13 protein-coding genes are annotated in these 12,868 nt (G+C 47.1%); 6 read left to right on the top strand and 7 right to left on the bottom strand.

Annotated features, from left to right (window positions below; all coding sequences use genetic code 11):
• Nucleotides 1-511: 511 nt before the first annotated feature.
• Entirely contained in the window at nt 512-895 is a 384-nt protein-coding gene (locus V7D78_RS14070) for a hypothetical protein (RefSeq protein WP_333609089.1), read from the bottom strand.
• A gap of 245 nt (nt 896-1,140) precedes the next feature.
• Nucleotides 1,141-1,518, bottom strand: a complete 378-nt coding sequence (locus tag V7D78_RS14075; RefSeq protein WP_333609090.1) for a hypothetical protein — start codon at nt 1,516-1,518, stop codon at nt 1,141-1,143.
• Nucleotides 1,519-1,781: 263 nt separating this feature from the next.
• Between V7D78_RS14075 and V7D78_RS14080 the strand changes: the two genes are divergently transcribed.
• From V7D78_RS14080 to V7D78_RS14090, 3 genes are read left to right on the top strand one after another with little or no spacing between them, the layout of a single operon-like run.
• Nucleotides 1,782-3,257, top strand: a complete 1,476-nt coding sequence (locus tag V7D78_RS14080) for a DUF1538 domain-containing protein (protein ID WP_333609091.1) — start codon at nt 1,782-1,784, stop codon at nt 3,255-3,257.
• Nucleotides 3,254-3,604, top strand: coding sequence for a P-II family nitrogen regulator (locus V7D78_RS14085; protein ID WP_333609092.1), 351 nt, complete (start codon nt 3,254-3,256; stop codon nt 3,602-3,604). Before V7D78_RS14080 ends, V7D78_RS14085 begins: the two co-directional genes overlap by 4 nt.
• A gap of 10 nt (nt 3,605-3,614) precedes the next feature.
• A complete protein-coding gene (locus V7D78_RS14090) occupies nt 3,615-4,010 on the top strand; it encodes a CBS domain-containing protein (protein ID WP_333609093.1) in 396 nt (131 codons plus the stop codon).
• 24 nt (nt 4,011-4,034) lie between these two features.
• Here the strand turns inward: V7D78_RS14090 and V7D78_RS14095 are convergent, their stop codons facing one another.
• Nucleotides 4,035-5,498, bottom strand: coding sequence for an FG-GAP repeat domain-containing protein (locus tag V7D78_RS14095; RefSeq protein ID WP_333609094.1), 1,464 nt, complete (start codon nt 5,496-5,498; stop codon nt 4,035-4,037).
• A 339-nt stretch (nt 5,499-5,837) separates the two neighbouring features.
• Between V7D78_RS14095 and V7D78_RS14100 the strand changes: the two genes are divergently transcribed.
• The gene (locus V7D78_RS14100) at nt 5,838-6,641 is read left to right on the top strand and encodes a PEP-CTERM sorting domain-containing protein (RefSeq protein WP_333609095.1); all 804 of its coding nucleotides are present in this window, start codon (nt 5,838-5,840) and stop codon (nt 6,639-6,641) included.
• A 96-nt stretch (nt 6,642-6,737) separates the two neighbouring features.
• On the opposite strand, the gene V7D78_RS14105 is transcribed toward V7D78_RS14100, so the two are convergent.
• From V7D78_RS14105 to V7D78_RS14115, 3 genes are all read right to left on the bottom strand, one after another.
• Entirely contained in the window at nt 6,738-7,541 is an 804-nt protein-coding gene (locus tag V7D78_RS14105; RefSeq protein ID WP_333609096.1) for a DUF1338 domain-containing protein, read from the bottom strand.
• A gap of 80 nt (nt 7,542-7,621) precedes the next feature.
• Nucleotides 7,622-8,650: an arginine N-succinyltransferase gene (gene astA, locus V7D78_RS14110; protein WP_333609097.1), complete on the bottom strand. Its 1,029-nt coding sequence runs from the start codon at nt 8,648-8,650 to the stop codon at nt 7,622-7,624.
• 3 nt (nt 8,651-8,653) lie between these two features.
• Entirely contained in the window at nt 8,654-9,886 is a 1,233-nt protein-coding gene (locus V7D78_RS14115) for an aspartate aminotransferase family protein (RefSeq protein ID WP_333609098.1), read from the bottom strand.
• A gap of 159 nt (nt 9,887-10,045) precedes the next feature.
• Between V7D78_RS14115 and V7D78_RS14120 the strand changes: the two genes are divergently transcribed.
• Both V7D78_RS14120 and chrA read left to right on the top strand, forming a co-directional pair.
• On the top strand, nt 10,046-10,486 hold the full coding sequence (locus V7D78_RS14120; protein ID WP_333609099.1) for an Lrp/AsnC family transcriptional regulator: 441 nt from the start codon (nt 10,046-10,048) through the stop codon (nt 10,484-10,486).
• A 10-nt stretch (nt 10,487-10,496) separates the two neighbouring features.
• The gene (gene chrA, locus V7D78_RS14125; RefSeq protein WP_333609100.1) at nt 10,497-11,840 is read left to right on the top strand and encodes a chromate efflux transporter; all 1,344 of its coding nucleotides are present in this window, start codon (nt 10,497-10,499) and stop codon (nt 11,838-11,840) included.
• A gap of 42 nt (nt 11,841-11,882) precedes the next feature.
• On the opposite strand, the gene V7D78_RS14130 is transcribed toward chrA, so the two are convergent.
• Nucleotides 11,883-12,779 (bottom strand): LysR family transcriptional regulator, encoded by an 897-nt coding sequence (locus tag V7D78_RS14130; protein ID WP_333609101.1) that lies wholly within the window; start codon nt 12,777-12,779, stop codon nt 11,883-11,885.
• Nucleotides 12,780-12,868 lie beyond the last annotated feature (89 nt).

Raw genomic sequence — 12,868 nt, forward strand, 5'->3', positions numbered from 1 at the left:
ATATAGTGCGTGGTTTCCGTGCCACTGCTGTTGCTTAGTACCTTTTTTAGCGCTGTAAATCCGCGCCATAACTAAAGGTACTTGTGCTGCCACTGCGGTTTACCGTTAACGGCAGATTAAAGGCATTATAGGTTAGCGTTTTGCCATCACCCTGCAGCATATTGCCGTTGTTGTCGTAACTGTAGCTGGTGCTGCCGCCGATAGCACGCGTGATACTACGTACCGCATTGGGCCCGGCATTGCCGCCAGCGTTGCGGCTGCTGTTACCGTAGTTAAGTACACTGGCATAGTCGCTCTTTTGCGTCAGATTACCTATCGCATTGTACTAATAGTAAATGGGTGGCTCGCTGTAAGTAATGCCATTAAAGGCTGTCGTACCGCATTTCCTGCCAGTAATTGACGCCATCAATCTGGCTTTGCTCGACTTAAAGTCATCCCAAGTTGTCAATTGGTAGTAATCCTGAAGTTGTGATAATGGCAGGAAGGGCTGATTTCAGCCCTCTTTATCCGTTTAGAGTTTCCAGATTACACGTCTATTCTCAGCAAATGCTCCCTTATTCACGCTGGCAAACCAGTCTGGCTCAACGTCAAAAAACTTGCCTAGCTCATTGCCAATGAAAGAATCGAATCCATCCATACCCTCCCATACCTCAATAGAGCAGTCGTTCTCATCCAAAAAACACAGAAAAACAGGATCGTAAGTAACAAGGTCTTTTTTGTAGGTGGTTACGCAAACAACCTGATCCAGCTTGAGCTTGGCTATCTCTCGGTTATTCTTGCTAACAATAAGGTTATTGTGTTCACAGGCCACTGACCATGTGTCCTCACCCTTATTATTGACCCTGTGTACTAAGTCATTCCACCAATTCAAGATGCACTTTTTAAATTGCTTCATAATGCCGCCCTAGTTTGAGGTGCTAACCTCACAACGGCCCCAAACGAAATTGTGTATAGCCTCTCCAAGCCTTTCGCCACCTGCACCACTAAATGCTACCCAACGCTTTCATTCAATTACTTAAAAATTAAATAAAAGGCTTGCGGCAGCAGCAATAATAAAAAAACCCGGTATAAACCGGGTTATTTTTCAGAAACTGGCCAACAGTAGCTGTCTGTTTAACAGCAACTGACGCTAAGAGAAAACTAGTCCAGCGCGCTAAGCAGGGTTTTATCTAAGCCATCTTCTGTCAGAATTTTTACGATGGCCTGACAATGCTCTAAGGAGAACTCACCTTCTTCTATCTGGGTATTGAGCATGGCACGGCGGCGTTTTACTACATCATCAACCAGTTTGCTGTTGCCCAGTTTTTGGTGCAGTTTGTCGAGCCAAGGGTAGAGTTCTTTTTCAGCAGTATAAGCCGCCTGACGCACCGCCGGGTGAAAATCCTGGCAGGCATTAATGTTTAGCAAGTAAAAATTAAGATATCCGGCGACGGTAACCAGTTTATAGTCCTGGCTGTTAGCCTGTACCGGACCTGCTACTAATAGAGCCGCTACGGCGACACCTAACCATTTTTTCATGTTAATCCCTGCCATACTTATTACATTAAGTTCAATCTAAACAGAAATCGGTGCTTTTGCAATCACAGCTCAGAAAAATTGCCAATATTGTCCCTAATAACGCTCAATTATTAAGTTAAAGCCTGCAGAAAGGCCTTTTCTAGCCTAATTGCGGTTAACATCTTGCGATATATCAAAACTTTACTCTAAAAAGTCTTGGGTTTGTACCAGGTTTTACCCTAGACTTTATTCAGTACGTTTTCACACTAACTAACGGAGGCTCAGTGCTGCAGCAATTTCTACATCAACTGCTTCATGCATTAAAAAACTTGCTGCCTATAGTGTTGGTTGTGTTGTTTTTCCAATTATTGATATTTCAAAGCCTGCCGTCAGATCCGCTGAGTATCACTATAGGTTTGTTTATTGTTGCTATTGGTATAGCGCTGTTTTTGCTGGGCCTGGAGCTGAGCATTTTTCCGGTCGGAAAAAACCTCGCTAACCAGTTTGCCCGCAAAGGCTCCTTGCCATTATTGATGACTTTTGGTTTTGCTATTGGCTTTGCCGCGGTGATTGCCGAACCGGCGTTAATTGCCGTGGCCGAGCAAGCCGAGCAGATCAGTGAAGGCCGGGTCAATGGCTTAACACTGCGCTTAATAGTGGCGCTGTCGGTTGGCGCGGTCATGGCTCTGGGCGTGCTACGCATTATTTTAGGCTGGCCTATTCATTGGCTGATGATTGGCGGCTACATCATTGTATTGCTGGTGACCTTTTTTGCGCCACCCGAGATTGTCGGTTTGGCCTATGATTCCGGCGGCGTGACTACTAATATCGTAACGGTACCATTAATTGCCGCCTTAGGCCTGGGCCTGGCCAGTTCGATTAAAGGCCGCAACCCATTAACCGACGGTTTTGGCTTAGTTGCCCTAGCCGTCATGGTACCGATGATCAGTGTGCAAGTGTACGGTATTTGGGTGTATAACTTTAGTACTGCCACTGCGGTAGTTGAGCAAGCGGTCGCGGCCAGTCAGTTGCATTGGCTGCTCAAAGCCCTGTTGGATTTAGCCACTATGGTAAAAGATATTTTACCGATGATATTGGTGGTGCTGGTATTCCAATACCTGATTTTACGCCGGCCACTGGCCAACCCGGTAAAGGTGATTGCCGGCTTTGTAATGGTATTGCTGGGGCTGTACGCTTTTGTACTGGGCTTAAAACTGGGCTTATTTCCAGTCGGTAGCCTGATGGCCGAGCAACTGATAGCGAAAGGCTTTAACAGCCTGATTTTACTGTTTGCCTTTATGATTGGTTTTGCTACTACCATGGCAGAGCCAGCACTCATTGCGATTGGCCATCAGGCTGAAGAAGCCGCCCGCGGCAAACTCAAAGGCTCGGCGATTAGACTGATTGTCGCCTTTGGTGTGGCCATAGGCATTACCATTGGCGTATACCGGATCATCAGTGGTGATTCTATTCATTACTATATTATCGCTGGCTACACCCTGGTGGTGATACTCACTGCCCTGTCGCCAAAATATATCATTGCGCTGGCCTTTGATTTAGGTGGTGTTACTACCTCAGAAGTCACAGTGCCACTGGTCACCGCTTTAGGCATAGGGCTGGCCAGCTCTATTGAGGGTCGAAATGTGTTAATAGATGGCTTTGGCTTAATTGCCTTTGCCTCTATATTTCCGATTATTACCGTGATGATCTACGCCATAGTGGTCGAGCGGTTAAGTCAAGTCAGGAGTGAAGCAACATGAAATTTTCAGCCATAGTGGTTATAGCACCAGATGATCTGGAAGAAGAAGCCATTGAGCAGGCAAAGCAGGCTGGCGCTACCGGCATCACCATTTTATCGGGCAGAGGTATTGGCGGTGAAAGCAAAAAGACTTTTTTTGGTATGACCTTTGAGGGCAGCCAATCAGTATTATTAATGGTGGTCGCTAAACACTTATCACTGCCCATACTGAAAAAAATGCAACATTTGTTAGTACATGAAGAGAAATCCCGCGGTATTGCCTTTACGGTGTCGATTGATCATCTCACCGGCATTGATATGAAGCAAATTATGAAATTTGAACAGCATTTGCGCGAGCAGCAAGTTTAGGAGCAACAAGATGGCCGTAAAACTGGTTAAAGATTTAATGGTGCCACAAGTGGTGACTATCTCCCCTTTTAGCAGCATACGTGAAGCCTTAAGCCTGATGAAAAAGCACAACATTAAGTGTCTGGTGGTTGACCGGCAATCCGCCCATGATGCTTATGGGCTCATTACTTACACTAATGTGCTAAAAACCATCATCGCCGAAGATGGCGATATAGATTTAATCAACGTTTATGATGTCTGTGTTAAGCCAGCCATAGCAGTAAGCCAGGAGCTGGCCGTAAAACATGCCGCCGACTTAATGAGCCAGCACAAATTAAAGCGGGTACTGGTTACCAGTAATAACCAATTAACCGGGCTGTTAACCATGGACGACATGATTAGCGATATTTTGCAGCTGATTGACTAGCCATGCTCTAGCCTGCATCGCAGGCTAGCGGCTGAACAATAACTGTAATTGGTTGCGATTCGCTTCTTTATCCAGGCTGTCAAATGGCAGGATAATATCCTGCTTGCCATTGCCATTTAAGTCCATCACCCTGACTCTGCTGCTGTCGCGCGGTAAATCCAGATTTACCTGCTCGCTGCGCCGGCTGAATAAACGGCTGCTATCTGGTTCATAAAACCTGAGCTGGCTGCCACCCTCGCCCACGACCAAGGTTTTTTTGCCGTCGTTGTTTAAATCGGCCAGTTCAAATAACGGCATATCAAAGCGTAAATTGGAAATACTCACATCTATGGTCGCACGTTGCCTGAAATCGGCTTTGACCGGATAGCTTCTATTGGCATCCAGCAGGTAAAAATCAATATCCAGATTGGCACTGCCGCGCACTAAAACGCGGATAATGGTACTAAGCCCAATATTGGTGGTGGGAATATAAAAATCTTTACGGCCATCACCATTAAAATCAGCTATAACCACTTCGGTGGGTACCGAGTCGACATTAATACGGGTATCTGCTGTAGTACTAAACTGCAGCCCCTGTTCGCTCATTTGTCCAAAAAAAATTTCAAAACTGCTGCTTCTATCCAGTGCATCCGCAATGTTTTCACGGCTTAACACCAGATCAGGAATGCCATCGCCGTCTAAATCGGTAATGTCATTTAAGCTCACTATGCTTTGGCCACTGTAACTGCGACCAGCATCTGAACGCTGATCGGCCTGGCGCTCGGTAGATAATAATACCGGCCAGTCCGGGTAATAAGGGCTGGTGGCAAAATCGCCATTGCTCTGCTGCAAAAATACGCTAAAACGGCCATCTTCGACAAAGAGCAAGTCGGTTAAGCCATTGCCGTTAACATCCAACTGAAAAAAACGCCGGGCACTGTAATCGGCACGGTTATTGTTCCAAGCTTGAATACGTGCCGACACCGGCAAGGCAAAATGATTAAAACTGCCATCCGGCTGTTGCCGGTATAAATGGAAATGACTAAAGTCCGGCAGTAAAAAATCAGATAAACCTGAGCCTAAATCCACGCTAAAATCACGGCTACGTAAGCGCGCTTCATCCACCACCCGAAACATCGACTCAGTGGCCAGCAGCAGCTCATTGCTATGCTGGCTGCTGTCATAACGATAAATACCGCTACTGCCCAGAAACACCAGCTGTTGTTTGTCATGTTGCGCCAGGCGTGCAGTAGTAAAATACTGGGCGTCTTCAGGTATAACTAATAGCTTGCTGGAGTAATCGGCTAAATCGACCTTTGTCAGCCAGCGCTCAAACTGGTTAAAACCAGACACCAACAGGCTATTGGAGTTATTCAGCTGCACTATATTTCCATTAGCCGGATGCTGCAGCGGCACCGTCACTTTATCAAACTCCATGGCATTGACTGATGACGCCAGTCCTAATAAAAACAGACAACAAGTGGTTGTAATAAGCCCTTTTAGTGTCATATCAATCCTTTAAGTCGGGTTTTATTCCCGATCATTAACGTTTTTCTAGCATAACAGCTATTAATCGCTATGACAGCAGCTGTTGCAGAAGGTTCTATGGTAATAACCGGCTTAGCAGATCACTTAATTGCAATTTGTTTTAATGTTGAAAATAGCTTGAGCTTTGCAGCATAGACAAGCGGTTTTTATTGCATTACAAACTGTCTGAATACTTTACAAAATTTAAAAAAAATGGCAGCAAATCACGCTATAGCATTGCTTTAAAAAGAAAATAAAACATGGATCATTTATTGCTTAACTGAGTTCAGTTTAATTTATAACGCTAAGGACGCCATTAAAATGAACAAATTGATATTTTCTGTTTTCCTGTTATTTCTATCAGTGCAAGCTAATGCTGCGCTTATTCTGATTACGGAGTTTGGAAACACAGGCACCTCTGAAATGGCCGCCAATCTTACCAATGCAGGCCATACTGTTTCAGTGGTTGATGTCAGAACGTCAGGAACATTAGCTGCAACCTTATCCAGCAATAGTTTTGATCAGGTATTTCTGTGGGATTTGACAAATACCTTGTATCTGAATGCTGCAGATATCAATGCACTTGCAGGTTTTTGGGATAACCGGGGATTAGTTGTGGATACCCGTTCCTATGGTTATTATTTTCAACCAAATCAAGCTTCTGAAGTGGCATTGTTACAAAATGTCGCGACGAATTTACAAGCCGCTGGCGGCGGTGTTTGGGTTGGAACGGATCACTCACCTGATTGGACCCGAAATGCTAATCCGTTTCTTAGTGCAATCGGTGTTAATCCGGTAACGGGGAGTTTTGGTAATCCTGTTAACTTTGCTGACCCAACATCAGTATTACTGTCAGGCGTGACACCAACTGAATTATGGGGTGGTGGAGAAACGGTTGGACAAGCCCCAATTGGCATTCAACCTAATGGGATTGAAATGTTTATCCATTTTGGTCATATCAGAACGGATGGAAGCATTTTGCCATATATATCAGCAAGTTTTCCACTAACTGGTGTACCTGATCCTGATCCGCAACCTGTTCCGGAGCCGGCATCACTATTAATGTTCGGATTAGGTTTAACCGGATTAGTCGCTATTCGTCGGCGCAAAAATTTAACCCGTTAATCTTGCTCAAACAACAACAAGGGGCGCCATTTATGTAATGGCGCCCCTTAGTATTTTAAATGCCTAACTAACGCTTAGCGCCTATAGCCACTCTGCTTAACGCGCATTAGTACTTTCAAAAATTTTATCGGCTGATGCGGCAACAAAACCGCTGTACAGCATGCCGTTGCTTAACGGGTAACGGCGGGCGAATTCGTAAAAACAACTGGGGATGGTAGCTACAGTGTCGCTAAACTGTACCGGGTGTAAGTCGGCCAGAGTAGATGACTGCTCTAAGTACACCTCTGGCGTGCCTTTAATTTCACCCCCTGAGGTATTCAGTAAAAAGCCAGCTTGTTTAAGCTCGGTATTTACCTGCTCTAAGCTATTAAAACTGCTCAGCTCGTTTACGCTTACGGTAAAGTGGTTGGCGCGATAACCCCAGGCCGCAACCCAAGCCGCGTATTCGCTTTCGGCTAACAGCTGTTCATAGGTAGCCTGACTGATTTGCCAGTGCGTGCCACTGTATAAAAAGTTATCCGCCGTTACTGCTTCTGCCGGGATTTGCGCAACCAACTCAGTGATGGTGTCGCGTAAAAAAGCCGAGCATTGTTCCAGCAACAGCTCAGAAATAAAGACTTTAGGCTGGTTGCGATCCGGGTGTTCAAAATGCTTGGCATACAACTTTTTCGCTTCAAAGTGGTATTCACCACACTCTTCATAGCCCAGCGCTAAAAAATGCGCGGCCAGTTTATCCAGGCTGACTTTTTCCAGGTTAAAGGTACGCAGGGCAATATGGTCATTAATAACGTCATCTTGTTGCGATGAGCCCAACAACTGGTGCACTTTTTTGGCCGACGGCGTTACCGCTACATAGTCTTGCCATAAATTGGCGAACAGGGCATTTACATCAGTGTGCATATCAACTCCGTTTAAGCTGTGTTCAATAGTAAAAATAATCAGATAGTTAAAAAACGCTATTTTACCGCAAATCTGTGGCCTTAGGCCTGATCCAGATTAATAAACCTGGCCAAATCACCTTGCTGCAACTGCAGGGCATCGGCAAATTCTGCCGATAAACACAGCTCACCGCTTTGCTCATCAAAATAGGCCGCTTTACTAAAGCTGGCCCGAAAACCTTTAACCTGGGTATTGGCTACCGCCAAGGTATGCTCGCCTTGTACCGGGCCAATAGTCACCGGCACTTTTTTACTGGCAGCAACCGATTTAATCTGGCTTAACTGGGCTTCTACTGTCGGCCCGGCATCAAATAAATCGATATAACCGCGGTGGCTAAAGCCTTCTTTTTCCAGCATACGCAGCGCTGGCTTAGTATTTTCATGTACCTGACCAATCACCTGCTGCGCGGCTTCTGGTAACAGGCCGACATAGATCGGGTGGCGTGGCATCAGCTCGGCGATAAAGGCCTTTTTCCCCACGCCAATCAGCTGATCGGCCTTGGGGAAATCAATCGTTAAAAACAATTTTTGTAACCAGTTCCAAAATGGTGGCTGGCCGTCTTTGTCGGCCGCACCACGCATTTCGGCAATCACTTTACTGGCAAAGCGCTGTGGGTGCTCGGCCATAAATAAAAACCTTACCTTCGACAAAAAGCGTCCGGCATGATTACGGCGATAACTTTCGCGCAAAAATAAGGTACAAATTTCTGAAGCACCGGTGTAATCGTTACACAAGGTCAGCGTTTTTAGCTGGTTCATTACGTTCAGCTCAGCGCTGTGATGGATCACGGTATTTTGCTGAAAATGATACAGCGGCGTTTGCAAGCCAACCGCGGCTTCTATACCCGTAGTGCCGACAATTTCGCCTGTGCTGTTATCTTCCAGCACAAACAAATACCCCTGATCACCAGGCGTGCTCACCTCGGCGCTAAAGCTTTGCTCGGCATGCTTAATTTTTTGCGTTAAGCGCGCATCGTGCACTGGCAAGGAGGTAAAGCCATGGCCAGACTCGATGGCAATTTGCTTTAGCGAAGCAAAATCGGCAGTGCTAATGGGCCTGATAACCAACATAATTTAAGCCTGCTTTGCCAAAGCGGCACTTGACGTAGCCGCTACCTGGGCAATGGCCTGCTCAAAGCGCGCCATGCCTTCCATAATATCTGTATCGGGTATCACCAGTGAAGGGGCAAAACGCACCACATTCATACCGGCTACCAGCGTCATAACGCCATGCTCAGCACTTGCCAGCATGATATCGCGCGCTTTACCGGCATAATCGGCATTTAACACCGCACCAATCAGTAAACCCATGCCACGCACTTCGCTAAACACGTGATATTTTGCATTAATACGCTGCAATTCCTGCTTAAATAGCTCAGCTTTATGGCTGACACCCGCCAGTACCGCCGGGGTATTTACCGTATTAAGCGCCGCCAGGGCTACCGCACAAGCCAGCGGGTTGCCACCATAAGTAGAGCCATGAGTGCCCACCACTAAATGCTTAGCAATGGCAGTAGTGGTTAACATAGCGCCAATAGGGAAACCGCCTCCCAGGGCTTTGGCGGTGGTTAAGATATCCGGGGTCACGCCATAAGCCATATACGCATAAAGCTCGCCGGTACGACCGACGCCGGTTTGTACTTCATCAAAAATCAATAGGGCATTGTTAGCGTCACACAGCTCGCGTACACCTTTAATAAACTCCGCCGTAGCCGGCAGTACACCGCCCTCACCCTGCATCGGTTCAACCATCACCGCACAGGTATTGGCATTTATTAAGGCTTTTAGGCTATCCAGGTTGTTAAATTCTGCATGCTCTATGCCTTCGGGTTTAGGGCCAAAACCATCAGAATAGGCCGGCTGGCCGCCCACCGTAACGGTAAAGAAAGTACGGCCATGAAAGCCTTGTTTAAAGGCAATAATTTGATCTTTATGTTCGCCATATTTATCTTTAGCATAACGGCGCGCCAGCTTTAATGCCGCTTCGTTTGCTTCAGCACCGGAGTTACAAAAGTAGACTTTTTCAGCAAAGGTGCTGTCGACCAACGCTTTGGCCAGCAACAATGCCGGTTCATTGGTAAGCACATTAGACAAATGCCACAGCTTATCGGCTTGCTCTTTTAAGGCATTCACTAACGCCGGATGACAATGGCCCAGACAATTAACAGCAATACCACCGGCAAAATCGATATATTCTTTACCGGCCTGATCCCACAAGCGTGAGCCTTCACCTTTAACCGGAATAAGTTGCGCTGGTGCGTAGTTAGGGACCATCACGTCATCAAACACACTTCTGTTTACTTGCATATACACCTCTGCTTTGGCTGATCTGGCCCCGTTTAATCAGTTAGTGTTAGTGGGAGCCCATTAATATCTATATTATATTGGCTAGCTTAGGCAATGTGCAGTATCATTATTGGCAATTTAATAGACAAATACGTCATTTTGACGGAGTGGTTTAGCAAAATGTCTGCAAACAACATAACCAAAGAAGATGAAAAGCTATTAGCGGTGCTGCAACATAACGCCCGGGCCAGTATTTCCGATTTAGCCCGGCAACTCAGTGTGTCGCGCTCAACCGTACAAACCCGGCTGCAAAAGCTGGAATTAGGCGGTGTGATTAAAGGCTATACGCTAGAGTATGGCGATGCCTATTTAGCGACACTGGTAGCTGCTCATGTCAGTATTAAAGTGCGCCAGAAACTGACCGCACGCACCAATATAGAATTAAAGCAGATCCCTCAAGTTGCCGCGCTTTATGCAATAAGCGGCGAATACGACTTAATTGCCATAGTTCAGGCGCAAAATACCGAGCAGCTTAGCCATATACTGGATGACATAGGTAACTTAGAAGGGGTGGAGCGCACCACGTCTTCGGTTATATTGGAAACGAAATTTAAGCGCTAAGGACACCCGAATGCCAAATCATCAATCTCAGGTCAGTTTATTTACCGCTTTTAAATACTGGCTGAAGCTGGGTTTTATCAGCTTTGGCGGGCCTGCCGGTCAGCTGGGGATGATGCATCAGGAGCTGGTAGAAAAGCGGCGCTGGATTTCAGAGCAGCGTTTTTTACATGCGCTGAATTACACCATGCTGCTACCCGGACCAGAAGCGCAGCAATTAGCAACCTATATTGGTTGGCTATTGCATGGTAAACGCGGTGCCTTAATCGCCGGGTTACTGTTTATTTTACCGTCGTTTTTTATTTTGTCTTTACTGGCCTGGCTGTATCTGGCGCATGGTGATGTGCCGGTATTACAAGGCGTGCTCTATGGCATTAAACCGGCCGTGACAGCCATAGTGCTGTTTGCCGCCTGGCGCCTGGCGAAAAAAACCTTGCATACCTCCAGTTTAAAAGCCCTGGCCTTATTGGCGCTAATTGGCATAGCCGGTTTTAATCTGCCGTTTCCGCTTATTGTCTTTAGCGCAGCCTTAGTGGGCCTGCTGCTGATGAAATGGTTTCCGGCACAGCTTAAAGTGCCGTCAGCCCATCACAGTGCAACACAGGGCAGCGAGCAAACCGCGGCGGTAATCAACAACGACAGCGCAGTGAGTACATCACAACGCTTTAGCTGGCGTAAGCTGGTAAGCGCCATACTGATGGGTGTCGGCATTTGGTGTCTGGCCATTGGCCTGTTAAGCGTCATCTATGGCTGGCACAGCACCCAAACCCAACTGGCCTGGTTTTTCACCAAGGCGGCACTGTTAACCTTTGGTGGTGCCTACGCGGTATTACCCTATGTCTATCAGGCCGCCGTGGAGCAATATCAGTGGCTGACGGCATTGCAAATGATAGATGGCCTGGCCCTGGGTGAAAGTACTCCCGGCCCCCTGATTATGGTAGTGACCTTTGTCGGCTTTGTTGCCGGTTGGAGCCAACAGCTGTTTGGCGCAGATCAGCTGCTACTCGCCGGAGTAATGGCAGGCGCCATTGTCACCTTTTTCACTTTTTTGCCGTCTTTCTTATTTATTATTGCCGGTGCGCCGCTGGTAGAAGCCAGCCGCAAGCAGGCATTTTTTACCGGCCCGCTTACCGCCATTACCGCGGCTGTGGTGGGGGTTATTGTCAATCTGGCGCTGTTTTTTGGCTATTATGTGCTATGGCCGCAGGGCTTCAGTGCGCCGTTTGATGTTATTGCCCTGGCACTGGGCCTGTTGGCCGGCTTGGCGCTGTTTAAATACAACCAAAGCATTATGCGGGTATTAGCGTTAGCAGCGCTGGCGGGCATAGCGATTAACTTCAGCGGCCTTATCGCCTGATATGCCCTAATTTGCCAAGAAACTGCCAGGATTTTACCAAGCTTAAGCCCTGGCAGTATCACCGCTTTTGGCCAGGCGGATAAAGTGTTCAATATTGGGGTTGTGTTGATCTAATTTGCGATACCCCACATGGATATGTTTCTGTATGCCCTTATCACCCAGCCGGATAAGTGTGATAGGTAAGCTTTTGGCATATTCCAGCGCCAGCCAGCGCGGCAGCGCCGCTACACCGCGGTTGGCCGCCACCATTTGCAACATAATAGCGGTATCTTCCAGCGTTTTATGCCGCTTGGGCATCACCTGCGCCGGCAGTAAACATTGCTGAAATATGTCCAACCTGGCTATATCCACCGGATAGGTTAACAAAGTCTGCTCGCTCAGCTGCTCAGGCTTAAGCTCGGTATACTGAGCCAGGGGACTGCTGTTTGCCACCACCAACACCAATTCATAATCAAACACCGGTTCAAAACAGATATGCTCTTTGACGATCGGATCTGGCGTTATCAGCACATCAATATCGTAATTAAACAATGCCGCCATGCCACCAAACTGAAATTTTTGTTTTACGTCAATATCAACGCCCGGCGAACGTGCCAAAAAGGGCTCGACCACGCCCAGCAGCCATTGATAGCAGGGGTGGCACTCCATACCGATGCGCAAACTGCCACGCTCATTGTTGGCATATTGTTTTAAGGTGTCGTCCAGCCGCTCCAGTTGCGGCAGGATACGGTTTGCTTGCTCTAACAGATACTGGCCGGCGTCGGTCAGGCGGATATTACGGCCGTCTTTTTGCCAAAGTGTTACACCACAATGCCGCTCCAGCTTTTTGATGGTGTGGCTTAGCGCCGATTGCGTTAAATGCAGGCTGGACGCCGCCGCGGTTAAGGAGCCGTTGCGGGCGATTTCCCGCAAAATGCTAAGGTGTATTTTTTCAATCATTGGCATTCCATGACTTATATTCATTCATGCATGAGAATATACCATTTTTAATCATATGTAATGCAAAGTATATTTTAGCCATCTGGATG

It is taken from the genome of Arsukibacterium sp. (genome assembly GCF_036735525.1).
GTDB lineage: Bacteria > Pseudomonadota > Gammaproteobacteria > Enterobacterales > Alteromonadaceae > Alishewanella.

Coding starts and splice junctions, on each gene's coding strand:
- V7D78_RS14070 (WP_333609089.1), bottom strand. CDS start 895: ATGAAGCAATTTAAAAAGTGCATCTTGAATTGGTGGAATGACTTAGTA.
- V7D78_RS14075 (WP_333609090.1), bottom strand. CDS start 1,518: ATGAAAAAATGGTTAGGTGTCGCCGTAGCGGCTCTATTAGTAGCAGGT.
- V7D78_RS14085 (WP_333609092.1), top strand. CDS start 3,254: ATGAAATTTTCAGCCATAGTGGTTATAGCACCAGATGATCTGGAAGAA.
- V7D78_RS14090 (WP_333609093.1), top strand. CDS start 3,615: ATGGCCGTAAAACTGGTTAAAGATTTAATGGTGCCACAAGTGGTGACT.
- V7D78_RS14095 (WP_333609094.1), bottom strand. CDS start 5,498: ATGACACTAAAAGGGCTTATTACAACCACTTGTTGTCTGTTTTTATTA.
- V7D78_RS14100 (WP_333609095.1), top strand. CDS start 5,838: ATGAACAAATTGATATTTTCTGTTTTCCTGTTATTTCTATCAGTGCAA.
- V7D78_RS14105 (WP_333609096.1), bottom strand. CDS start 7,541: ATGCACACTGATGTAAATGCCCTGTTCGCCAATTTATGGCAAGACTAT.
- astA (WP_333609097.1), bottom strand. CDS start 8,650: ATGTTGGTTATCAGGCCCATTAGCACTGCCGATTTTGCTTCGCTAAAG.
- V7D78_RS14115 (WP_333609098.1), bottom strand. CDS start 9,886: ATGCAAGTAAACAGAAGTGTGTTTGATGACGTGATGGTCCCTAACTAC.
- V7D78_RS14120 (WP_333609099.1), top strand. CDS start 10,046: ATGTCTGCAAACAACATAACCAAAGAAGATGAAAAGCTATTAGCGGTG.
- chrA (WP_333609100.1), top strand. CDS start 10,497: ATGCCAAATCATCAATCTCAGGTCAGTTTATTTACCGCTTTTAAATAC.
- V7D78_RS14130 (WP_333609101.1), bottom strand. CDS start 12,779: ATGATTGAAAAAATACACCTTAGCATTTTGCGGGAAATCGCCCGCAAC.